Raw genomic sequence first — 22,063 nt, 5'->3', positions numbered from 1 at the left:
CCCGGATTCGCCGGTGTCGGTGCTCTCAGCCTGAATTCCGACGCCCCCGGCGGCCGGACCGCCCGTCACTGACCGAACCGGGCCCGGAGCCGCGGCAGGATCTCGGTGCCGTACGTGCGCAGGAACGTCTCCTGGTCGTGTCCGGGGTCGTGGAACACCAGGTGCCGGAACCCCAGGTCGACGTACCGCGCGATCTGCTCCACGTGCTCGTCGGGATCGGTGGAGACGATGAACCGGGACGCGGCGCGCTCGATCGGCAACTCGTCGGCCCGCCGCTGCATCTCGATGGGGTCGTGGATGCCGGTCTTCTCCTCCGGAGACAGTGCGAGCGGCGCCCAGAACCGGGTCTTGTCCAGCGCCTCCTGGCGGGTCGGCGCGAGCGAGACCTTCACCTCGATGAGCGTGTCCACATCCCCGGCCGACCGGTCTGCCTTCTGCAGCCCCTCGTCCAGCGCCGGCAGCAGCTTGTCGGTGTACAGCGCCGGGTCCTTGCCGCTGGTGGTGATCCAGCCGTCGGCCATGCGGCCCGCCAGGCGGGTCGCGGCCGGTCCGGAGGCGCCGATGTAGATCGGCACCGGGCGGTCGGGGCGGTCGTAGACGGTGGCATCCGTCACCTTCCAGAAGTTGCCCTCGAAGGTGACGCGCTCGCCCTGCCACAGCTCGCGGATGAGGGTGATCGCCTCCTTCATGCGCTGGAAGCGCTCCGGCGGGTCGGGCCAGTCGAGGCCGAGTGTGACCTCGTTGAGCGACTCGCCGGTGCCGACCCCCAGGATCACCCGATCCGGGAACATCACGCCCAGCGTCGCGAACGCCTGGGCGATGACGGCCGGGTGGTAGCGGAACGCCGGGGTCAGCACGGAGGTTCCCAGGATCACCCGCGAGGTGCGCGCGCCGACGGCGCCGAGCCACGGCAGCGCGGCGGGCGCGTGCCCGCCCTCGTGCATCCAGGGCTGGAAGTGGTCGGAGATGAACACCGAGTCGAACCCGACGTCTTCGGCCAGCACGGCGAAGTCCGCCAGTTGGTCGGGGCTGAACTGCTCGGCGGATGCCTTGTACCCGAGGCGGAGCGGAAAGGTCATGCGGATCTCCTGTCCTCCCCGCCGGTGCGGGCGGGGGTGGTCGTGAATTCCGACCCGTCGGCGCGCGCGAGCCGCGCGCGGAACGCATCGACGGTGCCGGGCCACAGCAGCGTCAGCCGGCCGCGGTCGACGTACCAGTTGCGGCATCCGCCGGTCAGCCACGGCGTCGTGCGCGCGGCCCGGGCGATCTCGGCGGTGTAATCGGCCTCGGCATCCGGGTGCACCCGCAGCACACCGCCCGGCGTCGCCGCGCGCTGCGCAAGCGCCCGCACCGTGTACGCGGCCTGCTCCTCGAGCATGAGCACCGAGGAATTGTGCCCGAGCGAGGCGTTGGGCCCGTCGAGCACGAACATGTTGGGGAAGTCCGACACCACGGTCGACGCGAACGACGTCATGCCGCCGGACCAGTGCTCTGCGAGGGTCTGCCCCCGCTCACCGGTGACGAGTTCGGCGTAGGGCTGCCGCTGCGAGACGAACCCGGTCGCCAGCACGAGCGCATCGGCGGTGTGCCGGGTTCCGGATGCCGCGACGAGCCGATCCCCGTCGACGGCGACGAGCGCGGAGGGCTCGAGGGTGACGGCGGGCGAGGCGACGGCCGGGTAGAAGTCGTCCGACAGCAGCACCCGCTTGCACCCGAAGACGTAGTCGGGGCTCAGCGCGGCGCGCAGCGCCGGGTCGGGCACCTGGTTCGCCAGGTGCGCGAGCGCGACCTCCCGTGCGCCGGCGGATGCCGCGGCGTCGCCGGACCGTGACGCGTACCGCGCCTCGCCCTCGACGTACAGGGCGGCGCGGAGCGCGGCGAGCTCCTCGGGATGTGCGGCGAAGCGCTCGCGCTCGGCGGCGTCGTACCCGCGCTCGCCGCGCGGCACGATCCAGGCGGGGGTGCGCTGGAACAGCGTCACGTGTGCGGCGGTCTCGGCCAGCCGGGGGAGCAGCTGCACGGCGCTCGCGCCGGTGCCGATGACCGCGACGCGGGAGCCGGCGATGTCGGCGGAGTGGTCCCACCGCGCCGAGTGGAAGATGGGCCCTGTGAAACCCTCGAGTCCGGGGATCTCCGGGATCGACGGTTCGGTGAGCCGGCCGCAGGCCAGCACGAGGGCGTCGGCGGTGAGCGCGCCGGACCCGGTGTCGAGGTGCCACCGCGAGGCGGCGGCATCCCACCGCGCCGCCAGCAGCGCGGTGCGCAGCCGCAGCCGGTCGCCGAGGTCCTCGGTGTCGGCGACGCGCTCGAGATAGCGGTGGATCTCCGCGCCGGTGGCGTAGAGACCGGACCACTCCGGGTTCGGGTGCGTCGCGAACCCGTACAGGTGGGATGGCACGTCGCAGGCGACGCCGGGGTAGGTGTTGTCGCGCCAGGTGCCGCCGACGGATGCCGCCCGCTCGAGGATCACGAACGACTGCCGGCCCGCGCGTCGCAGCGCGATGGCCATGCCGAGGCCGGCGAACCCGGCTCCGACGATCGCGACCTCGATGTGTTCGGTCATTGCGTCACGCGGGGCGTGCCGTAGTCGGTGGTGCGCAGCCGGAACGGGCGCAGCAGGCGCGCAGCGATGCGCGCGGCATCGGCCACCGGCAGCTCCTGGCCGTGTTCGATGCCGGACTCCGGGCGCACCCGGCCGTCCAGCAGCGTGCCGCCCAGGTCGTCGCCGCCGGCCTGCAGCAGCACGGCGGCGGCATCGCGACCGACCCGCGGCCACGGGACCTGCAGGTGCGGGATCGAGCCGCTCAGCGCGAGGCGGGATACCGCGACCATCGCGCGGTGCTCGTCGATCGGCGCGCGGCCGGGCACCAGCGGCACGCCGCCCGCGGGCCCCGGCAGCGGGATCGGCACGAACTCGCTGAAGCCCCCGCCGGCGCCCGCGGCCGCCGCGGCATCCTGCAGCCGGCGCAGCAGCCGCAGGTGGGCGACGCGCTCGGCGGCGGTCTCGACGTGCCCGTAGAACAGCACGCTCGTGGAGCGCAAGCCGTGCCGGTGCGCCGCGGTGATGCCCTCGATCCAGCGGTCGATCTCGAGGTCAGCGGGGAACAACGCGCCGCGCACCCGCTCGGTGGCGACCTTCACGCCGGTGCCGGGGACGGTGTCGACGCCGGCGTCCCGCAGTGCGGTGAGGGCGCCGTCCAGTCCCAGCCCGCCCCGGTCGGCGAGGTCCCACACGTCCTGCGGGCGGTAGGCGTGCAGGTGGATGCCGGGGTGCGCGGCCTTCACGGCGCGGGCGATCGCGAGGTAGCCGGCCGGGTCCTCGGTGGCCGGCAGCACCCCCTGGACGCACAGTTCGGTGGCCCCGAGCGCGACGGCATCCGCCGTGATCGCGGTGACGTCGTCGACCCCGAACTCGTCCGGCGAAGCCGCACCCCCGGCGCGGAACCCGCTGGAGGTGAGGTTGCGGTTGACCACCAGGCTCACCGCCTCGCCCACGGTGTAGCGGCGCACGTCGTCGGCGGTGGCCACCACGGCCTCGAGATCGTCGCCGGTGGCGTGCAGCAGCAGTTCCCAGTCGTCGTCGCCGAGGCTCAGCGGGTCGGCTGCGGCCTGTTCGGCCAGCCGCCCGGCGGCGCGGGCGGTCGCGGTGCCGGCCGTGGCGCGTGCATAACGTCGCTGATCCGGTGCGGAATCGCCCGGAACCGGGCCCGAAGTCGCCGTATCGCCCGATTCGGCGACGTTGTGCACGTCGCCGACGGCAGACCCGGCGGCAGACCCGGCGGCCGCGAGCCCCGTCTCGGGGTCCACGAGCGCCGCGACCGGCGCGTGCATCGCGGGATCGAGCCATTCCTCGGCGCGCTGGACGTACTCGGGGTGGGCGGTGAGCCGCTCCTGCAGCGCGAATCCCATCGCCGCGGTGCGTGCGGCCAGGTCGTCCAGGTGGGGCCAGGGCCGCTCCGGGTTGACGTGGTCGGCGGTGACGGGCGACACCCCGCCCCAGTCGTCCGCTCCGGCGCGGACCAGCAGGTCGAACTCGGCCGGGTCGGACAGGTTCGGCGGCACCTGCACCCGCATCCGCGGCCCCATCACCAGGCGCGCCACCGCCACCGCCGCGACGTACTCCTGCAGCGCGGCATCCGGGGCCGACTGCGCCGCCGTCCGCGGCTTCGCGCGGAAGTTCTGCACGATCACTTCCTGCACGTGCCCGTGCCGCTCATGCGCGTCGCGGATGGCCACGAGCGACTCGGCGCGGTCGCGCAGCGTCTCGCCGATGCCCACCAGGATGCCGGTGGTGAACGGCACCCGCGCCCGCCCGGCATCCTCGATCACCTGCAGCCGCAGCGCCGGGTCCTTGTCGGGCGAGCCGAAATGCACCTGGCCCGGTTCGGTGAACAGCCGCTCGGAGGTGGTCTCGAGCATCATCCCCATCGACGGCGCCGTGGGGCGCAGCGCCACCAACTCGTCCCGCGTCATCACGCCGGGGTTCAGGTGCGCGAGCATCCCGGTCTCGGCCGTGATCAGTCGCGCCATCGCGCCGACGTAATCCAGCGTGGAGGCGTAGCCGTGCTCGTCCAGCCACGCGCGGGCGGCCGGCCAGCGGTCCTCGGGGCGGTCGCCGAGGGTGAGCAGCGCCTCCTTGCAGCCGTGCGCCTGCCCCTGCCGCACGACCGCGAGCACCTGTGCCTCGGTCATGAACATCGGCTTGTGCAGCAGCGCCAACTGCCCGGGGGTGTCGACGAACACGCAGTAATGGCAGCGGTCGCGGCACAGTGTCGTCAGCGGCACGAACACCTTGCGCGAGTAGGTGATGACGCCCGGGCGACCGGATGCCGCGAGCCCCTCATCCCGCAGCCGGGCGGCGGCCCGCAGCAGCCGGTCGAACGCCTCGCCGCCGGCGTGCAGGAGCACCTCGGCGTCATCCGCGTCCAGGCGGGCGCCGGCCTCGGCGCGCGCGAGCGCGTCATCGACGGTCGCCGCCTCGGGGGAGGGCTGCAGGAGGGTCATCGACCAAGTCTCGCACCGTCGCGGCCCCACGGGTCCGTGCAGATCGTTGCCGTCCCGTAAGCAAATGAAGGGCGTTGCGCTGGCAGACTAGGAGACATGGTGACCCTCCTGCTGGATTCGACGCGGCTCGAGGTCGTGCTGTCGGCCACCGAACGCGCGCTTGCATTCCGTAAGGGGAATGTGATCGTCGCTCGGGACACGATCGCGAAAGTGCAGCTCATCGACGATCCGTGGACCTGGCTGCGCGGCATCCAGAGCCCCGGCACGCGCCTGCCCGGTGTCGTGGCGATGGGCACGTGGAAGTCGGTCAACGGCGAGGACTTCGTCATCGTGCGCCGGCGCCGTCCCGGGGTCGTCATCGACCTCGAAGGCCACCCTGAGTTCCAGCGCGTCGTGCTGACCACGCGTCATGGCCTGGCGCTCGTGCAGGCGTTCCAGGTGGATGCCGGTGAGCAGCCGGCCGACGTCGTGGACCTCGCCACCGGCGCGGTGCCCACCGCGCCGGACGCAGAGGAACCGGCCGCCGTCGAACCGGCCCACGCGAAGCCGGAGCCCGCCGCCAAGCCGGCACGCAAGCCCCGGTCCACAGCGAAGCCGGCAACCGCGACGAAGAAGGCAGCCGGCCCGAAGCCGGCCACGGCCTGACGCCGCCTGCCCGACCCGGCGATCCTCAGGCCACGTCGCGTCGCCAGCTGAACAGGTAGGCCAGCGCCAGGAGCCCCGCGGCGATCGCCAGCAGCACCAGGCCGCCGGCCCACCACTCCAGTGCGTCGTTCCCGCTTGCGCTACCACCGGTGAAGGCCGCGGCGTTGAACAGGCTCGCACCCACGAGCGCATCGGATGCCGCGCCGGGGAGGAACCGCACGACCTCGCCTGCCCCCTCGATGAACGTCACCAGAGTGCGGGCGATCGGCTCGATGAACTGTGTGAACACGAGCACGCCGACCACGGCGAGGATCTGGTTGCGCACGAGTGCCCCCACCGCGATGCCGATGAACACCCACAGCACGAATGCGAGGATCATCCGCGCGAGCATCGCCCAGATGTCGCTCTCGCCCAGCTGCGTGTTCACGCCCTGCATGGCCAGCATCGCCGCAGACGGCGCCACCGACGAAACGATGCCCACAACGCCGTAGAGCACACCCAGACCCACGCCCACGACGAGCTTCGCCGTGAGCACGCGACCGCGCCGCGGGGTGGCCAGGAACGTCGGGGTGAGGGTCTGATGCCGGATCTCGGTGGTCACCATGAGGGTGCCGATGAGGAGCGGAAAGACGTACCCCATCGCGGTGGCAAGGCTGTACAGCAGGGGCGGAAGCGTGTCGGGGCGCAGCCGTGGGGCGTTGTCCGACAGTGCTCCGGTAGCGGAGGCGCCGAAGAAGTACCCCAGCGCGGCGGCGGTCAACCCGACATAGAGCACCAGCAGGAGCACCAGGATCCACCACGCCGACGTGGAGAACTGTTTCGTGATCTCGGACTTGATCGTGCCGACGAGGTTCATCGCACCGCCCCTTCCTCGAAGGCGCTGGGATGGGTGCGCGTGCCGTCGGCCAGCTCGAGGAACACCTGCTCCAGAGACGGCCCCTGCCGCTGCAGCAGCGACAGGGCGACACCGGCGGATGCCGCGATCTGCCCGATCTCGGCAGGATCTGCCACCGCGACCCGCAGTCCCGCACGCAGCGGCTCGGTCCCCACGCCCGCGGCAGTCAGCGCCGCAGTCAGCGCGTCGCGGTCGGGAGCGTCGACGACGGTGGCGTATTCGCTGGGGTCGACCAAGTCGTCGATCGTCCCTTGGAACACCAGGCGCCCGCGGGCGATCACCAGCAGCGAGTCGACCGTCTGCTGCACCTCGGCCAGCAGATGCGACGAGACGAAGACGGTGCGCCCCTCGCGGGCGAGTGCCCGAAGCAGGTCGCGCATCCAGCGGATCCCCTCCGGGTCGAGGCCGTTGGTGGGTTCGTCCAGCACAAGCACACCGGGATCGCCCAGGAGGGCCGCGGCCAGCCCCAGCCGTTGGCGCATGCCCATCGAGAAGCCGCCGACCTTGCGCCCCGCGGCATCCGTCAGCCCCACCAGCTCGAGCGTCTCGTCGACACGGGATCTGGGTACGTCGGATGCCTGCGCAAGTGCGGTCAGGTGCGCCGCGGCGGTACGGCCGGGGTGGAAGCTCGACGCCTCCAGCGCTGCGCCCACGCTCTGCAGTGGGCGGCGCAGCTGCGCGTAGGGCGTTCCGCCGACGGTGGCGGTGCCGTCGGTCGCGCGCACGAGGCCCAGCAGCATGCGCATCGTCGTGGTCTTGCCGGCACCGTTGGGGCCGAGGAATCCGGTCACCCGTCCCGGCTCCACCCGAGCGGTGAAGCGATCGACGGCGGTCAGGCTGCCGAAACGCTTTGTGAGACCGGAGAACTCGAGCGTCTGTCCGTCGGGCATGCCGACATCCTCTCGTTTTCGGCCAGTCTGCCGGGGATGGGCGGTGAACGCGAGCAGATAACGTGATGCTGTGAGCCAGACCAGCCCCGAATCCCGCATCCGGGTGGAGCGCCGTGACAGTGTCGGGCAGCTGACGCTCGATCGACCGCGTGCCATCAACGCCCTCGACCTCGGCATGATCGAGGACCTGTCGGCGGCGCTGGACGCGTGGCGCGACGATCCCGACGTCGCGATCGTGCTGCTGGACGGAGCGGGAGAGCGGGGGCTGTGTGCCGGCGGCGACGTGCGCGGGCTGTACGACCAGATCGCGGCGGGGCAGCCGGCCGAAGCCGGCCGGTTCTTCCGCGCCGAGTACGCCCTCAACGCCGCGATCGCGGAGTACTCCAAGCCGGTGGTCGTGCTGGCCGACGGCATCACGATGGGCGGCGGCATCGGGCTGGCAGGTCACGCCGCGGTGCGGATCGTGACCGAGCGCTCCCGCCTGGCCATGCCCGAGACCCGCATCGGCTTCACCCCCGACGTCGGGGGCACCTGGCTGCTCGCGCAGGCGCCGGGGCGGCTGGGCGAATACCTCGGCCTGACCGGAACGACGATGGATGCCGCCGATGCCATCTACGCCGGGTTCGCCGACCATCTGGTGCCGTCGGAGCACCTCGCGCAGCTGCACCACGCGCTGCAGACCCGCGCCGATCCGCACACCCCTACCGAGCTGACCCTGCTGTTCGACGAGACGGCCGGGCCCAGCCGGCTCGAGGCCGCGCGGGAGTGGGTCGACGACGCCTTCGCCGCTGCGTCCGTCGCCGACATCGTGGTGCGGCTGCGCGCGCGGCCGGAGCCGGCGGCATCCGACACCGCAGACGAACTCGAAACGCTCTCGCCGACGGCGCTCGCGGTGACCCTCGCCGCCGTCCGCCGGGCGCGGGAGCTGCCCGACCTGCGCGCCGCGCTGGCGCAGGAGTACGGCCTGGTGATGTGGTTCGCTCACACCCAGCCGGACCTGGTGGAGGGGATCCGTGCGCAGCTGGTGGACAAGGACCGCTCACCGCGGTGGCATCCCCCGGTAATCGCCGACCTCGACCCGGGCGTCGCCGCGACCGCCCTGGCGTTCGTCCCCGACGTGCCGCTGTGGGGCTAGTGCCAGGCACGCGCGACTAGCCTGAAGGTTCCAGTTCCGGGGAGAGACTCGTGTTCGACAGTCCGCTGTCCGCGTCGGCGTACGACGTGCTCGCGGTCGACCCGTCCGCCGACGAGGACGCACTGCGCAAGGCCTACCGGCTGCGGTTGCGCCAGACGCACCCCGACACCGGCGGGGATGCCGCCGTGTTCGTGCAGGTGCAGCGGGCGTGGGAGCTGGTCGGCACCCCCGAGGCGCGGGCCGCGTACGACCGCGGGCACGGCTTCGCCGACACCCCGGCGCCGGACTACTCAGGGTGGAAGGCGCCGGCGGCCCGCCCCGACACCCGGCCCCGGGCCCGCTCGTTCGGGCACCCCGGCGGGTGGCGCCGCGAGCGCTACCTGAGCCTCATCCGGGAGTGGGCGGGACGCGGCGTGGACCTGCCGGACCCCTATGACCCGGCGCTGGTGCGCACCGCCCCGCACGAGGTGCGCCGGCTGCTGGCCGACGCGCTCGCCGAAGAGGCCACCGCCCGGGTGGTCGCCGACCTCGGCATGGGCTACACCGTGTGGCACGACGTCTCGGCGCCGGCGCGCGGCGACCGGCCCGACGCGAAGCTCGACCACATCGTGCTCGGCCCGAGCGGGCTGTATGCCGTGCTGTCGGAGGACTTCGGCGGGCCGGTGCGGGTGCGCCGCGGCGAGCTGATCGGCGACGGCGTGGAAGGTGCCCCGATCGCGGACCTCGTCGCGCGGGCGCGCACGATCGCCCGCGCCGCCGGGGTGCGCTTCAGCGGCGCGGTCGTGGTGCTCCCCGACGACGACCTGTTCCAGCCGGTCGAGGAACTGGGCAAGGTGCGCGGGCTCCCCGTCGCGGTGGTCTCCCGCAGCACGCTGGCGACGGTGCTGCGCCGCGGCATGACCGGCGCGCGCGACATCGGCGGCAACGAGCTGTTCGACGTGCGCGCCCGTCTGCAGCGCACCGTCCGCTTCGTCTGACCCGCGGCATCCGCCCCCTTTCCAGGCCGTGAGACCGCAACTGGTGGCCGAGACCGTGGGAAACAACCACTGTCTCGGCCGTCAGATGCGGTCTCAGCGGTTCGGGGGCGCCCGGGCGGGGCGCCGAGGGCCGGGGTACCGTTGATGGGTGGACCCCGTGATCGCGACTTTCGTCATTCTGGGGCTCGCAGTGGTCGCCTTCATCAGCGGCAAGATCCCGATCGCGATCGTGGCCATCGGGGTGCCGCTGGGGTTGTGGGTGACCGGCATCCAGACCCTTCCCGAGGCCCTCTCCGGGTTCGGCGACCCGACCGTGCTGTTCATCGCTTCCCTGTTCGTGGTGAGCGAGGCGTTGGATGCCACGGGCGTCACGGCCTGGGTCGGCCAGCAGGTGATCACGCGGGCGGGGTCCAATCCTCGCCGGCTGCTGGTGATCGTGGGGAGCATGGCGGCGGTGCTCACCGGGTTCATCAGCATCAACGGCGCCGTTGCGGCGCTGCTGCCGGTGGTCGTGGTCGTCGCGGTGCGCGCGGGCATCGTGCCGTCGAAGATGCTCATCCCGCTGGCCTTCGCCGCCAGCGCCGGGTCGTTGCTGACCCTCACCGGGACGCCGGTGAACCCGGTCGTGTCGCAGTTCGCACTGACCGCGGGGGGCCGGGAGTTCGGGTTCTTCGAGTTCGCCCTCGTAGGGGTGCCGCTCGTGGCACTGACGCTCCTGGTGGTGGCGACCCTCGGTCCCCGGCTGGTTCCCGAGCGCAGCCCCGACCGTCTCGGCGCCGCGCCCGACCCCAGCGCGGCCGCCCGCAGCTGGCGGGAGAGCTACGACGTCGACCTGTCGACCCAGTCGCTGTTCAGCGTGCGGGAGGGCGTGGCGGAGGTGCTCGTGGCCCCGCGGTCGAGCCTCATCGGGCGGAGGGTCTGGCCCGGGATGACCACGCGCGAAGAGGACCTCGTCATCCTCGCCGCCCGTCACGGTCGAGCCGAGGGGCAGAACGCCTCGCGCGGCTCCGGCGGCGTCGGGCAGTTGACGCTGCAGGCCGGTGACGCCCTGCTGGTGCAGGGGCCGTGGGCGGCGCTGGAGCGCTACACCCACTCACCCGACGTCATCGCGGTGACGCCGCCGCACGCGCTGCGGCGCACCGTGCCGCTGGGCCGCGGCGCCCGTCGGGCGCTGGTGGTCCTGGGGCTGATGGTCGTACTGCTGGCCACCGGCATCGTGCCGCCCGCGGTGGCGGGGCTGCTCGCGGCGGGCGCGCTGATCCTCACCCGAGTCGTCACCATGCCGCAGGTCTACCGAGCGATCTCCTGGACGACCGTCATCCTCATCGCCGGGATGGTGCCGCTGTCGTCGGCATTCGTCTCGACCGGAGCCGCCGACGTCGTCGCCGATCTGGTGCTCGGCTTCACCGGGGAGACCTCGCCGCACCTGGCGCTGCTGGTGCTGTGCGTCGTGACGATCCTGCTCGGCCAGTTCATCTCCAACGTCGCGACGGTGCTCATCGTCGCGCCGATCGCGGTGTCGATCGCGGCGACGCTGGATCTCAGCATCCAGCCGTTCATGATGGCGCTGACCGTCGCCGGCGCGGCCGCCTTCCTCACCCCGATCGCCACCCCGGTGAACCTCATGGTGATGCAGCCCGGCGGCTACCGCTTCGGTGACTACTGGCGGCTGGGCCTGCCGCTGGCGCTGGTGTTCCTCGCCGTGGCGGTGCTGTACGTGCCGCTCATCTGGCCGTTCTAGCGCGGATGTCGCCGCTCAGCCCGCCAGGCCGAACAGTTCCAGCGGGTGCGTGAGGCGCCACCACGGCGTAGGGTCCTCGATCTCGGCGGCCAGGTGCACCTCGACGGTCTCCGCGTCCAGCGGTCCGGTCACCGTCAGCGTGCCGACGGTCGTGTCCGCCGCGCGGTCCTCGCCCACCGTGAGGTCCGACGTGACCGTCGCGGCGCCGCCGTTCCACAGCACGACCGATGCGTCGTCCGACGTCAGCATGTCGACCCGCTCGCCCCAGGCGGTGGTGACGACCCCCGCCACCGTGCCGGCTGTGACCGACGGGCGCAGCTGCAGCTCCGCCTCCAGCTGTGCCAACAGCGCCCGGGCGGCGGCAGTGCGCGTCTGGCTGGTGGGCTGCCCGAGCACCGAGGCGTACACCCGCACGGTCGTGTCCCCGACGAGCAGGTCCTTCGCCGCGATCAGGTTGTAGTGCTCCCACAGCGACCCGGTCTTGACCCCGACCACACCGGGATCCGCCAGTAGCGCGTTGGTGTTCTCGATGAGGCCGGCGCCGGGCAGTTCCGCCGTCGGCATCCGCACGATCTCGGCGACGACGGGGTCGGCCAGCGCCCTGTCGGCGAGGGCGAGCAGCGCCGCCGGATCGGCGGTGTTGTCATCGTCGATGCCGCTGGGATCGACCACGGTGATGCCCGACAGGCCGTGCTGGGACAGCCAGGATGCCGCCGCGTTGGCGAACACATCGTCGCTCGGCCACAGCACCGACGCGAGGCGGTCGGCGTAGTTGTTCGCTGACGCGATGAGGATGCCCTGCAGCAGCTGGTACTGGGTCAGCGTGCCGCCGGCGGGAACCGGCAGCGCCGACTCGCCGCGCTCGCGGTAGGCCCAATACTCGGACTGGTCGGCCCCCGTGAACTGAAACTCCGGACCCTGCTCGCCCGGGGCCAGCGGCATCTCGTCGAGCACCATCAGCACCGTCACGACCTTCGTGAGGCTGGCCATCGAGATCGGGTCGACGCTGGAGGCCGCGCTCGCGTCGATGCCGTCCACGCTGACGGCCGCGGCGCCGGCGGCGGGCCACGCGGGTGCGGCAGCGGGGGCGGCGACGGGAACCACGGTGCTGGGGGTCACCTGCGGTGGCAGGGCGTGCAACGGCCACAGCAGGGTGGTCGCGACGTACAGTGCGATCACCGCGAGCACGCTGAGCAGCGGCACCAGTACGCCTGCGCGAAACGGCGACCGGTGCGGGCGCCGCGCGAGCAGATCCGGGTGCACGACCGTGTAGGGCGCGGCGGCGGCATTAAGGCTCAGCGCCGTGGGGGCGGTGGCGAGGGAGTCCTCGTCTACCCATCCCAGTGCGACGTGCCGCGACGGCGCGGTCGGGGCTGTCGGTTGCAGGACGACGGCTGCCGGGTCGGCAGATGCGTCGGCGACGGATGCCTCAGCGTCGGATGCCGGAGGCTCCGCTGCCGGGGCTTCAGGTGCGGCGCCAGGGGTCGATGAGTCGCCGGCCGCGGTGTCCGGCGCGGAATCGGCCGGCGCGGAATCGGCCGGCGCGGCATCCGTTCCGGCTGCGGCAGCCGTCCTCGCATCGGCGGGCGCCTGCGCGCGCGAACGGCGCGAACGGCGCGTCAGCGGGGGCGCGTCCTCGGTGGTCACCAGGAAAAGGTACTCCCTCCGCCCGTGGGTATACTCGACGCGACAACCACGGGAGTCCGGTGAGCCGGGCTGAGAGGAAGCGATCCACGCTTCGACCGTCGAACCTGATCCGGATCATGCCGGCGCAGGGAGGAGAACGAAATGCACGCATCCGCGTCTGCCCACGAAGCCTCGCAGGGCTCGTCCGATCGGCGCGTCCCGCTGTCCGAGCGCTGGCGCTGGCGGGTCGTCGACATCGTCGTCGCCAGTGTCATCGCCGTCGCCTGCGGCGCCGTGTTCCTGCTGTGGAACGTCGGCTACGAAGGTCCCAGCGCGCTGCTGAAACCGTTGCTGCCCGGCATCCAGGGTGTGTTCGCCGGTCCGTGGCTCATCGCCGGGGTGCTGGGCGGGCTCATCATCCGAAAGCCCGGCGCGGCGCTGTACACCGAGACGGTCGCGGCGGTGCTGTCCGCACTCGTGGGCAATCAGTGGGGTCCGCTGACGATCGTCTCGGGACTGGTGCAGGGCGTCGGCGCGGAACTGGTGTTCCTGATCTTCCTCTACGGCGTCTGGCGGATGCCGGTGGCGATCCTCGCCGGGGCCGGGGCGGGCCTGGCGGCCGGTATCAACGACCGCATCCTCTGGTATGCCGGGGCGGACACCCTGTTCACGACCGTCTACATCGTCTCCACGACCCTCTCCGGCGCGCTCATCGCGGGCCTCGGCGGATGGTTCATCGCGCGGGGGCTCGCCGCGACCGGGGCGCTGAACAGGTTCGCGGCGGGCCGCGAGGTCTCACGGCGCGTGTAGCGGTGCCGGCATCCACTGCCGTCCCGCCCGCCGCCGTCGAGGCCCGCGGGTGGGGATGGCGCTACGCGACGCGACAGGCCTGGGCTACCCGCGAGGTCTCGCTGCGCATCGAACCGGGGCAGCGCGTGCTGCTGCTGGGCGCGTCGGGCTCGGGCAAGTCGACGCTGCTGCAGGGCATCGCCGGCGTGCTGGGCGGCGCCGACGAGGGGGAGCAGGAGGGTGCACTGCTCGTCGGCGGCGAGCCGGCGGCGGCGTCGCGCGGGCATGCCGGCCTCGTGCTGCAGGATCCCGACAGCCAGACGATCCTCGCCCGCGTCGGCGATGACGTCGCGTTCGGGTGCGAGAACCTCGGCGTGCCCCGCGACGAGATCTGGCCGCGGGTGACGGCGGCGCTCGCCGCCGTCGGGCTTGAGCTGCCGCTGGACCGTGCGACGTCGGCGCTCTCGGGCGGGCAGAAGCAGCGGCTCGCCCTGGCCGGCGTGCTCGCGATGCGCCCCGGTGTCGTGCTGCTGGACGAACCGACCGCCAACCTCGACCCCGACGGTGTGATCGAGGTGCAGAGCGCCGTCGGCCGGGGGCTGGATGCCACCGGGGCGACTCTCATCGTCATCGAGCACCGGGTGGACGTGTGGCTGCCGCTGGTGGACCGCGTGATCGCGCTGGCACCAGGGGGCGGCGTGCTCGCGGATGGGACGCCCCGCGCGGTGCTCGGGGTGGGCAGGGGGACGCGCGCCGCGCGCGCGGCCGAGCCGCGAACCCACACCGCCCCCGGCGACCTCTCGCGGCAGCTTGCTTCCGCCGGGGTGTGGGTGCCCGGCATCCCGCCTCGCGTGCCGCCGCCGCCGGCGGTCGCGCCGGGCGAGGCGCTGCTGTCCGCCCGTGGCCTCGTCGTCGCCCGCACCCCCGGCACCCCGGTCGCCGGTCCCCTCGACGTCGACGTGCGGGCCGGCGAGGTGCTCGGCGTCGTCGGGCCGAACGGCGCCGGCAAGTCCACGCTCGGGCTCACGCTCGCCGGGCTCCTGCCGCCGGCGGCGGGGCGCGTCGTGGCATCCGCGGCCCTTGCCGAGGGGGCAATCCCGCGCCACCGTCGAACGGATGCCGGCACCGACCCGATCGCGTGGTCGTCGCGGAGTCTGCTGACCCGCATCGGCACGGTGTTCCAGGATCCCGAGCACCAGCTTCTCGCCCGGACCGTGCGGGAGGAGCTGGGCGTCGGTCCGCGCGCGCTGGGGCTGCCCGAGACGGACATCGCGGCGCGCGTGGACGAGCTGCTCGAGCGGCTGCGGCTCGCGCGGCTGGCCGACGCCAACCCCTACACGCTCTCCGGCGGGGAGAAGCGTCGCCTGACGGTCGCCGCGACCCTCGCCACCCGGCCGCGGGTGATCGTGCTGGACGAGCCGACGTTCGGGCAGGATGCCGCGACCTGGGCGGAGCTCGTCGCGATCATCGCGGGCCTGCGCGACGGCGTCGACGAACGCGGCCCGCTCGCCATCGTCGCGATCACGCACGACGAGGCCGTTCTCGCGGCGCTGCACGCCCGCCGGTTCGAGGTGCGCCGGTGAGCCCGGATGCCGGGAAGGGCCCGGTCGCACGTCGCAACGCCGTGGCCAAACTCGGCGCGGCACTGCTGATCGCGCTGCCGCTGGTCGCGACGATCGACCCGGTGTCGGCGCTCGTGGCGCTGCTGCTGGAGATCCCGCTGCTCATGGCGGCGGGCCTGAGCGCGAAGCAGTTCTGGCTGCGGACGCTGCCGCTGTGGATCGCGGCTCCGGCGTCGGCGGTCACGATCGCGCTCTACGGCGCCGCGAGCGGCGAGGTGTACCTGGAGTGGCTGTTCGTGCGCGTCAGCGAGGGGTCGCTGCTGCTGGCGGCGGCGACGTTCCTGCGCGTGCTCGCGATCGGCCTGCCCGCAGTGGTGCTGTTCGTGACGGTCGATCCCACCGACCTCGCCGACGGTCTCGCGCAGATCGTGCGGCTGCCGGCCCGGTTCGTGCTCGGAGCGCTCGCCGGGATGCGGATGCTGGGCCTGCTCGCCGACGACTGGCGGGCACTGTCGCTCGCACGCCGCGCGCGGGGCGTGGCCGACGCGGGACGCGTGCGCCGAGCGCTGGGGACGGCCTTCGCCCTGTTCGTGCTGGCGATCCGGCGCGGGTCGGCGCTGGCGACCGCGATGGAAGCGCGTGCCTTCGGAGCTCCCGTCGCGCGCACGTGGGCGCGCGAGTCGCGCCTGACCGCGGGCGACGGCATCCTGCTGCTGACGGGAGCGGCGATCTCGGCCATCGCGCTCGCGGTGTCGATCGCGGTCGGCGCTTTCAACCCGATCCTCGGCGCCTGACCCCTACCCGCCCGCGCCCGCACCGCGAAGCGCAGGAGCCGCCGTGGGTGTCGCGGGCTATCGCGCGTCGAGCTCGCGCACGAGACGCGCGGGCGCTGTCACCCGGAACGAGGCGTCGATCAGCTCCCCGAGCTCGGTGTCGTCGAGGTCGGCCAGGTCGATCCCGAGCCACCCCGACGGCCCGAGATACGACGGCACCCAGAAACGGCGGTCCTGGCGCAGTGCCGGCTCGTCATCCGGATCCGGGCGCACTGGTCATCGAGGGCGATCCCCAGCGGGTACGGCATCGCTCCATCATGTCGCGTTCCACAGGTCCCGGTAATAGGCCAGGCGCTGCGGATCGGGGTCGATCCCGTAGGCATCGAGCAGCGCTTTCTCCCACCCAGGGCCGTAGTTCCAGCCGGTGCTGATGGCCGCCGCTGCGATGTCGGCCCACCGGTCTCCCAGGCCCAGGTCACCCAGATCCACGTGCGCAGTCCAGTGCCCGGCGTCGTCGATGAGGACGTTCGGCGCGCACGCGTCGCCGTGGCAGACCACGAGCAGGTCGACCGGGGGCGCGTCGTGCAGCGCATCGGGCACGCGGATGCCGCGGGCGGCCGCGTTCGCGATGCGGGCAGCAACGCCCCAGTCGTAGGGGCAGGATGCCACGGGCAGCATGTCGTGCATCGCCCGCAGCCCCTCGCCGATCGCACGCACCGCGGTCGCCGGCTCCGCCACCCAGCGCGGATCGACGGCGGAGCGCCCCGGAACGGCTGCTGTCACGAGCCATTCATCCGCGCCATCGTCACCCGCGTCGAGTACGCGCGGCACCGGCGTGAGGGCGCCCGCCCAGCGCAGCCGTGCCGCTTCGGCGGCCAGCGAGGTCTCGCCGTTGAGCGGTCCGTGCTTGATGAACCGCCCGTCGTCGGTGCGGAACGTCACCCCGCCCGCGTTGTTGAGCCAGACCGGCGTGAGGGCGGCGAGGCCGGCGAGGGCGCGTACCCGGGTCGGCACGGTGATCGGCTCAACAGGGAAGGACACCGCATCATCCTGGCAGTCGACCGCGCTGCACCGCGCGCCCGGTAGCCTGTAACCGCGAGGCCCTACCACGGCACGCAGTCGCACCCAGCGTGAGACGCAGCACCAGTTCGGCGGCACCAGTTCGAAGGAGAACCAGATGGACATCGTCGGCGCATCCGCGCTCGTCACGGGGGGCGCGAGCGGTCTCGGCCTCGCCACCGCGCAGCGGCTGGCAACCGCCGGAGCGCACGTGGTGATCATCGACCTGCCCGGCTCTGCGGGCGCCGAGCGCGCCGCGGAGTTCGGCGGCACGTTCGCTCCCGCCGACGTCACCGACCCGAGTGAGGTCGCCGCCGCCGTGGCGACCGCCGCCAGCGTCGGACCCTTGCGCGTCGTGGTCAACTGCGCGGGCATCGCACCGCCGGCGAAGGTGCTCGACCGCGACGGCATGCCCACCCCGCTGGCGCACTTCGAGCGCATCGTGCGGGTCAACCTCATCGGCACGTACAACGTGATCGCGCAGGCATCCGCGGCGATCGTGCGCACCGAGCCCACCGCCGACGGCGACCGCGGCGTCATCGTCAGCACCGCCAGCGTCGCCGCGTTCGACGGGCAGATCGGCCAGCCCGCCTACTCGGCCAGCAAGGGCGGCGTGCACGCGATGACGCTGCCGATCGCGCGGGAACTCGCGCGCCACGGCATCCGCGTCGTCACGATCGCGCCCGGGATCATGGAGACGCCCATGCTCGCCACACTGCCGCAGGCCGCGCAGGACTCCCTCGGCCAGCAGGTGCCGTACCCGGCACGGCTCGGCCGCGCCGACGAATACGCCGCGCTCGTGCAGCACATCGTCGACAACGGCTACCTCAACGGCGAGACCATCCGCCTCGACGGCGCCATCCGCATGGCAGCGAAATAAGGAGAATCATGAGCGACGCCATCCTGTTCAGCGTCCACGACGGGCTCGCCCGCATCACGCTCAACCGACCCGCAAGTCTCAACGCCTTCGACGCCGCGCTCGCTCGGGAGTGGCAGCGCGTCACGGTCGAGGCCACCTCGCGCGACGATGTCGGGGCGATCCTGCTGGATGCCGCCGGGCGGGCGTTCTGCGCCGGCGGCGATGTCCGCGCGATGGCCCAGACGATGGGGTCGGGTCAGGACATCCGCGACCTCGCCGAGGTGATCAACACCGGCATCCGCGCGCTGACGGAGTCGGCCGTGCCGGTCGTCGCCGCGGCCCACGGCACCACCGCCGGCGGGGGCCTGGGCATCCTTCTCACCAGCGACTACGCGATCGTCGGCGCGGACTCGCGCATCGGCAGCCTCTACGCCAACATCGGGCTGACTCCGGATCTGTCGGTGTCGGCACAGCTCGCGCAGGCGGTGGGCGAGCGCCGGGCGCTGCAGCTCGTGCTGCAGGATCGGATGCTGACGGCGGACGAGGCTCGCGAGTGGGGGCTGGTGGCCGAGGTGGTCGCAGGCGAGGATGCCGAATCGACCGCCACCGCGGTGCGGGCACGCGCCGAGGAGGTCGCCCGGTTCTGGCTCGCGGGCGCCCACGGCGCCTACGGGCAGGCCAAGCGCCTCATCCGCTCCCGGCCCGAGCGCAGCTTCGCCGAGCAGCTCGACGAGGAGGCGCGTTCGATCGGGGCGGCCCTCGACACCCCCGAGGCGAAGGCCCGCGTGGCCGCGTTCGCCGCGGCATCCCGCAAAAACACCCCCTCGACCGCCAAGGAGACCGTATGAGCCTCGCCGGAAAGACCATCCTGATGTCCGGCGGGAGCCGGGGTATCGGGCTCGCGATCGCGCTGCGCGCCGCGCGCGACGGCGCGAACATCGCGCTGCTGGCCAAGACCGACACCCCGCACCCGAAGCTCGAGGGCACCGTGCACAGCGCTGCCGAGCAGATCCGTGCGGCCGGCGGCCAGGCGCTGCCGATGGTCGGGGACGTCCGCAACGACGATGACATCACCGAGGCGGTGCTGAAGACCGTCGGCGAGTTCGGTGGCATCGACATCGTCGTCAACAACGCCAGCGTGATCGATCTGTCCGGATCGCTGGAGCTCGCGGCGAAGAAGTACGACCTCATGCAGGACGTCAACGTCCGCGGCACGTTCATGCTCAGCCGCACGGCGCTTCCGGTCCTGAAGGATGCGGCAAACCCGCACATCCTGTCGCTGTCGCCGCCGCTGAACCTCGACCCCAAGTGGCTGGGAGCGCACACCGGCTACACGCTGGCCAAGTACGGCATGACGATGGTGACGCTGGGCCTGGCCGCGGAGTTCGCAGACTCCGGGATCGCCGCCAACACGCTGTGGCCGGCGACGACGATCGCGACCGCAGCGGTGCAGTACGCCCTCGGCGGCGACCGGATGATGAAGGTCAGCCGCACCCCGGAGATCTACGCCGATGCGGCATACGAGGTGCTCATCCGCCCCGCCGCGGAGCGGACCGGGCAGAGCCTCATCGTCGAAGACGTGCTGGCGGATGCCGGGGTGACCGACTTCGCGAAGTACGCCGCCGTGCCCGGCACCCCCGACAGCGAGCTGTTCCCCGACATCTTCCTCTGACCCGGGCCCCGTCCCCGGCTCGCCTGCAGGGGAGCCGGCCGTAACGCGCGGGGTCAGACGGCGACGAGACCGTGCCGGACGAACGCGTTCCACACGCCGTCCTCGCGGACGCTCGTGGTCACCTCGTCGGCGCGTTCCTTCAGCTCGGGCTCGGCGTTGCCCATCGCGATCCCCACCCCGCACACCTCGAACATCTCGACATCGTTCCAGCTGTCACCGATGCCGATCGACGCGCTCGGGTCGATCCCCAGGTGGTCGAGCACCTTGAGGATCGCCGATCCCTTCGTCGTGCCGCGCATGCCGATCTCGCCGTTGGAACCGCCGGGCAGCGGCATGCTGCCGGGGACGACGTGGAAGCGGTCGCCCAGCTCGGCCTGCGCGTGGGCGACGGTGTCGGTGGCCTCGCCGAGGAACACCGCCTTCGCCACGTGGTCCAGGTCGATCTCCGCCAGGTCGCGGAACCGCGGCGCACCCTGCGGGGCGGTCTGCGGCTCGTCGGCCTCGGCGTGCACGCCCAGCCAGCGGTTCATCAGGTCCGCCGTGGCCGCCTGCACCTCCGGGGACGCATAGACGGCGGCATCCGTCTGCAGGAAATACGGGATGCCGCGGCGCTCGAAGTACGCCATCAGGCGTTCCACGGCGTCACGCGGCATGGCGTCGGCGACGATGGTCTCCTCCCCGCTGATGGCATACGCGCCGCCGTTGGTGATGGCGCCGTCGAAGCCGATGGCGCGGACGTCGGGGTGGATGTCACCGGCGGAGCGGCCGGTGCTGAGGTAGACGAGGCAGCCGGCGGCGCGGGCGGCGCGCACGGCTTCGACGGTCGACGCGGCGATGGTCCTGCCGTGATCGAGGATGGTGCCGTCGACGTCGAGGAAGGCAATGCGGGGGGCGGTCACGTGGTGATTCTCCAGACGGTCGTGTCCAGGATGCCTCATGGGCACCCTGGACACGATTCGAGACAGCGGGTCAGTGGGTCAGTGGGTCAGCGAGGCGCCGTTGGTGCGGATGACCTCGGCGTACCAGTCGAACGACTTCTTCGGGAAGCGCTCGAGCGTGCCGGTGCCGTCGTCGTTGCGGTCCACGTAGATGAACCCGTAGCGCTTACTCAGCTGGGCGGTCGATGCGCTCACCAGGTCGATGCAGCCCCATGAGGTGTAGCCCATCACGTCGACGCCGTCGGCGAGCGCTTCGCCCACCTGCACCAGGTGGTCGTTGAGGTAGGCGATGCGGTAGTCGTCGATGACGGTGGTGACCCCGTCGACCTCGACCAGCTGGTCCTTCGCACCCAGACCGTTCTCCACGATGAACAGCGGCTTCTGCCAGCGGTCCCAGAACTGGTTGAGTGCGATGCGCAGCCCCACGGGGTCGATCTGCCAGCCCCACTCGGATGCCTTGAGCGTCGGGTTGTGCACACCACCGAAGATGTTGCCCTCACCGATCACGCGGCGCGACTCGTCCGCCGTCTCGCAGATGCTCACGTAGTAGCTGAACGACACGAAGTCGACGGTGTTCTCCTTCAGGAGCGCACGGTCCTCGTCGGTGATCGACAGCTCCACGCCCTTCTCGCGCAGGCTCCGCAGGTAGTAGCCGGGGTACTCGCCGCGCACGTGGATGTCGCCGAAGGCGAGGTTGGTGCGGTCGGTGGTGAGCGCCGCGAACACGTCGGCGGGATCCGGAGTCAGCGGGTAGGTCGGCATCGCGAGGATCATGCAGCCGATCTGCGCCTTCGGGGCGAGCTCGCGTGCCACGCGGGTGGCCAGCGCGCTCGCGACCAGCTCGTGGTGCACCGCCTGGTAGAGGTCGCTCGGGGAGAGCTGCTCCTTGGGGGTGTTGATGCCGCCGGACATGAAGGGAGCGTGGATGACCGAGTTGATCTCGTTGAAGGTGAGCCAGTACTTCACCCGGGCGCCGTAGCGTGTGAACAGCACCCGGACGTACCGCTCGTAGAACCCGATCAGGTCGCGGTTCACCCAGCCGTCGTAGGTCTCCGCGAGGTGCAGCGGGGTCTCGTAGTGCGAGATGGTGACCAGCGGCTCGATGCCGTGCTTTTCGAGTTCGTCCAGCACGCGGTCGTAGAACGCGAGGCCCTCTTCGTTGGGCTCGGTCTCGTCGCCCTTCGGGAAGATGCGGCTCCACGCGATCGAGAAGCGGTACGTCTTGAACCCCATCTTCGCGAACAGCGCGATGTCTTCCGCGTAGCGGTGGTAGAAGTCGATCGCGACCTGCTTGAGGTTGTCGTCGGTGGGACCCTCGGTGCGCGGCGTCGTGATGCCGTGCGGCATGACGTCCTGAATGGACAGGCCCTTGCCGCCCTCGTTGTACGCGCCCTCGACCTGGTTGGCGGCGGTCGCGCCGCCCCAGAGGAAGCTGTCGGGGAAAGTCGTTGCGGTGGTCATGTTCTCTTCCTGGTTCATGGTTTCCCCGGCGGGACGC

The 22,063-nt window shown here is 72.2% G+C and carries 20 protein-coding genes and 1 riboswitch; of the genes, 10 read left to right on the top strand and 10 right to left on the bottom strand.

Annotated elements, in window-relative coordinates; genetic code table 11:
- Positions 1-65 precede the first annotated feature (65 nt).
- The 3 genes from fgd to cofG are packed head-to-tail and all read right to left on the bottom strand — an operon-like array spanning position 66 to position 5,004.
- A complete protein-coding gene (gene fgd, locus NQ151_RS09875) occupies positions 66-1,079 on the bottom strand; it encodes a glucose-6-phosphate dehydrogenase (coenzyme-F420) (protein ID WP_257507493.1) in 1,014 nt (337 codons plus the stop codon).
- Positions 1,076-2,563, bottom strand: coding sequence for a flavin-containing monooxygenase (locus tag NQ151_RS09870; RefSeq protein ID WP_257527974.1), 1,488 nt, complete (start codon positions 2,561-2,563; stop codon positions 1,076-1,078). Before NQ151_RS09870 ends, fgd begins: the two co-directional genes overlap by 4 nt.
- Complete coding sequence (gene cofG, locus NQ151_RS09865; RefSeq protein ID WP_257527973.1) at positions 2,560-5,004, bottom strand: 7,8-didemethyl-8-hydroxy-5-deazariboflavin synthase CofG; 2,445 nt, start codon at positions 5,002-5,004, stop codon at positions 2,560-2,562. Before cofG ends, NQ151_RS09870 begins: the two co-directional genes overlap by 4 nt.
- 96 nt (positions 5,005-5,100) lie before the next feature.
- Between cofG and NQ151_RS09860 the strand changes: the two genes are divergently transcribed.
- On the top strand, positions 5,101-5,649 hold the full coding sequence (locus NQ151_RS09860) for a hypothetical protein (protein WP_257527972.1): 549 nt from the start codon (positions 5,101-5,103) through the stop codon (positions 5,647-5,649).
- Between the two features lie 25 nt (positions 5,650-5,674).
- Here the strand turns inward: NQ151_RS09860 and NQ151_RS09855 are convergent, their stop codons facing one another.
- Positions 5,675-6,505, bottom strand: coding sequence for an ABC transporter permease (locus NQ151_RS09855; RefSeq protein WP_257507497.1), 831 nt, complete (start codon positions 6,503-6,505; stop codon positions 5,675-5,677).
- Entirely contained in the window at positions 6,502-7,434 is a 933-nt protein-coding gene (locus NQ151_RS09850; protein WP_257507498.1) for an ABC transporter ATP-binding protein, read from the bottom strand. The genes NQ151_RS09855 and NQ151_RS09850 overlap by 4 nt, the downstream gene beginning before the upstream one ends.
- 70 nt (positions 7,435-7,504) lie before the next feature.
- Between NQ151_RS09850 and NQ151_RS09845 the strand changes: the two genes are divergently transcribed.
- The 3 genes from NQ151_RS09845 (at position 7,505) to NQ151_RS09835 (ending at position 11,287) form a co-directional block, all read left to right on the top strand.
- Complete coding sequence (locus tag NQ151_RS09845; protein WP_257507499.1) at positions 7,505-8,569, top strand: enoyl-CoA hydratase/isomerase family protein; 1,065 nt, start codon at positions 7,505-7,507, stop codon at positions 8,567-8,569.
- Between the two features lie 50 nt (positions 8,570-8,619).
- Positions 8,620-9,546 (top strand): J domain-containing protein, encoded by a 927-nt coding sequence (locus NQ151_RS09840; protein ID WP_257507500.1) that lies wholly within the window; start codon positions 8,620-8,622, stop codon positions 9,544-9,546.
- Between the two features lie 148 nt (positions 9,547-9,694).
- Entirely contained in the window at positions 9,695-11,287 is a 1,593-nt protein-coding gene (locus tag NQ151_RS09835) for an SLC13 family permease (RefSeq protein ID WP_257527971.1), read from the top strand.
- A gap of 15 nt (positions 11,288-11,302) precedes the next feature.
- Here the strand turns inward: NQ151_RS09835 and NQ151_RS09830 are convergent, their stop codons facing one another.
- A complete protein-coding gene (locus NQ151_RS09830; RefSeq protein ID WP_257527970.1) occupies positions 11,303-12,934 on the bottom strand; it encodes a D-alanyl-D-alanine carboxypeptidase family protein in 1,632 nt (543 codons plus the stop codon).
- Positions 12,935-12,972: 38 nt separating this feature from the next.
- Positions 12,973-13,082, top strand: a riboswitch (TPP riboswitch).
- Here NQ151_RS09830 and NQ151_RS09825 point away from each other — a divergent pair.
- The 3 genes from NQ151_RS09825 to NQ151_RS09815 all read left to right on the top strand — a co-directional run bounded on the left by NQ151_RS09825 (position 13,076) and on the right by NQ151_RS09815 (position 16,058).
- Complete coding sequence (locus NQ151_RS09825) at positions 13,076-13,723, top strand: ECF transporter S component (RefSeq protein ID WP_257527969.1); 648 nt, start codon at positions 13,076-13,078, stop codon at positions 13,721-13,723. It overlaps the preceding riboswitch by 7 nt.
- Before the next feature lie 2 nt (positions 13,724-13,725).
- Entirely contained in the window at positions 13,726-15,285 is a 1,560-nt protein-coding gene (locus tag NQ151_RS09820; protein ID WP_257527968.1) for an ABC transporter ATP-binding protein, read from the top strand.
- The gene (locus NQ151_RS09815; protein ID WP_257527967.1) at positions 15,282-16,058 is read left to right on the top strand and encodes an energy-coupling factor transporter transmembrane component T family protein; all 777 of its coding nucleotides are present in this window, start codon (positions 15,282-15,284) and stop codon (positions 16,056-16,058) included. The genes NQ151_RS09820 and NQ151_RS09815 overlap by 4 nt, the downstream gene beginning before the upstream one ends.
- A gap of 57 nt (positions 16,059-16,115) precedes the next feature.
- Here NQ151_RS09815 and NQ151_RS09810 read toward each other — a convergent pair whose 3' ends face one another.
- Complete coding sequence (locus tag NQ151_RS09810; protein ID WP_257527966.1) at positions 16,116-16,310, bottom strand: MmcQ/YjbR family DNA-binding protein; 195 nt, start codon at positions 16,308-16,310, stop codon at positions 16,116-16,118.
- Positions 16,311-16,352: 42 nt separating this feature from the next.
- Positions 16,353-17,078 carry a phosphotransferase gene (locus tag NQ151_RS09805; RefSeq protein ID WP_257527965.1) on the bottom strand — a complete coding sequence of 242 codons (726 nt, stop codon included), beginning with the start codon at positions 17,076-17,078 and terminating at the stop codon, positions 16,353-16,355.
- A 136-nt stretch (positions 17,079-17,214) separates the two neighbouring features.
- On the opposite strand from NQ151_RS09805, the gene NQ151_RS09800 reads away from it, so the two are divergent.
- From NQ151_RS09800 to NQ151_RS09790, 3 genes are read left to right on the top strand one after another with little or no spacing between them, the layout of a single operon-like run.
- Complete coding sequence (locus tag NQ151_RS09800) at positions 17,215-17,976, top strand: SDR family NAD(P)-dependent oxidoreductase (RefSeq protein ID WP_257507728.1); 762 nt, start codon at positions 17,215-17,217, stop codon at positions 17,974-17,976.
- Between the two features lie 8 nt (positions 17,977-17,984).
- Positions 17,985-18,803 (top strand): enoyl-CoA hydratase/isomerase family protein, encoded by an 819-nt coding sequence (locus NQ151_RS09795; protein ID WP_257527964.1) that lies wholly within the window; start codon positions 17,985-17,987, stop codon positions 18,801-18,803.
- Positions 18,800-19,627: an SDR family oxidoreductase gene (locus tag NQ151_RS09790; RefSeq protein ID WP_257527963.1), complete on the top strand. Its 828-nt coding sequence runs from the start codon at positions 18,800-18,802 to the stop codon at positions 19,625-19,627. Before NQ151_RS09795 ends, NQ151_RS09790 begins: the two co-directional genes overlap by 4 nt.
- A gap of 53 nt (positions 19,628-19,680) precedes the next feature.
- Here NQ151_RS09790 and NQ151_RS09785 read toward each other — a convergent pair whose 3' ends face one another.
- Together NQ151_RS09785 and NQ151_RS09780 are read right to left on the bottom strand one after the other, a co-directional pair.
- A complete protein-coding gene (locus tag NQ151_RS09785; RefSeq protein WP_257527962.1) occupies positions 19,681-20,526 on the bottom strand; it encodes a Cof-type HAD-IIB family hydrolase in 846 nt (281 codons plus the stop codon).
- Between the two features lie 78 nt (positions 20,527-20,604).
- On the bottom strand, positions 20,605-22,044 hold the full coding sequence (locus tag NQ151_RS09780; protein ID WP_502883573.1) for a glycoside hydrolase family 1 protein: 1,440 nt from the start codon (positions 22,042-22,044) through the stop codon (positions 20,605-20,607).
- Positions 22,045-22,063: the final 19 nt, after the last annotated feature.

Origin of the sequence: Microbacterium sp. zg-YB36, assembly GCF_024623575.2 — a bacterium.
Taxonomy (GTDB): Bacteria; Actinomycetota; Actinomycetes; order Actinomycetales; family Microbacteriaceae; genus Microbacterium.
This window is presented reverse-complemented; position numbering and strand designations above follow the sequence as displayed.

Coding starts and splice junctions, on each gene's coding strand:
- fgd (WP_257507493.1), bottom strand. CDS start 1,079: ATGACCTTTCCGCTCCGCCTCGGGTACAAGGCATCCGCCGAGCAGTTC.
- NQ151_RS09870 (WP_257527974.1), bottom strand. CDS start 2,563: ATGACCGAACACATCGAGGTCGCGATCGTCGGAGCCGGGTTCGCCGGC.
- cofG (WP_257527973.1), bottom strand. CDS start 5,004: ATGACCCTCCTGCAGCCCTCCCCCGAGGCGGCGACCGTCGATGACGCG.
- NQ151_RS09860 (WP_257527972.1), top strand. CDS start 5,101: ATGGTGACCCTCCTGCTGGATTCGACGCGGCTCGAGGTCGTGCTGTCG.
- NQ151_RS09855 (WP_257507497.1), bottom strand. CDS start 6,505: ATGAACCTCGTCGGCACGATCAAGTCCGAGATCACGAAACAGTTCTCC.
- NQ151_RS09850 (WP_257507498.1), bottom strand. CDS start 7,434: ATGCCCGACGGACAGACGCTCGAGTTCTCCGGTCTCACAAAGCGTTTC.
- NQ151_RS09825 (WP_257527969.1), top strand. CDS start 13,076: ATGCACGCATCCGCGTCTGCCCACGAAGCCTCGCAGGGCTCGTCCGAT.
- NQ151_RS09800 (WP_257507728.1), top strand. CDS start 17,215: ATGGACATCGTCGGCGCATCCGCGCTCGTCACGGGGGGCGCGAGCGGT.
- NQ151_RS09795 (WP_257527964.1), top strand. CDS start 17,985: ATGAGCGACGCCATCCTGTTCAGCGTCCACGACGGGCTCGCCCGCATC.
- NQ151_RS09790 (WP_257527963.1), top strand. CDS start 18,800: ATGAGCCTCGCCGGAAAGACCATCCTGATGTCCGGCGGGAGCCGGGGT.
- NQ151_RS09780 (WP_502883573.1), bottom strand. CDS start 22,044: ATGAACCAGGAAGAGAACATGACCACCGCAACGACTTTCCCCGACAGC.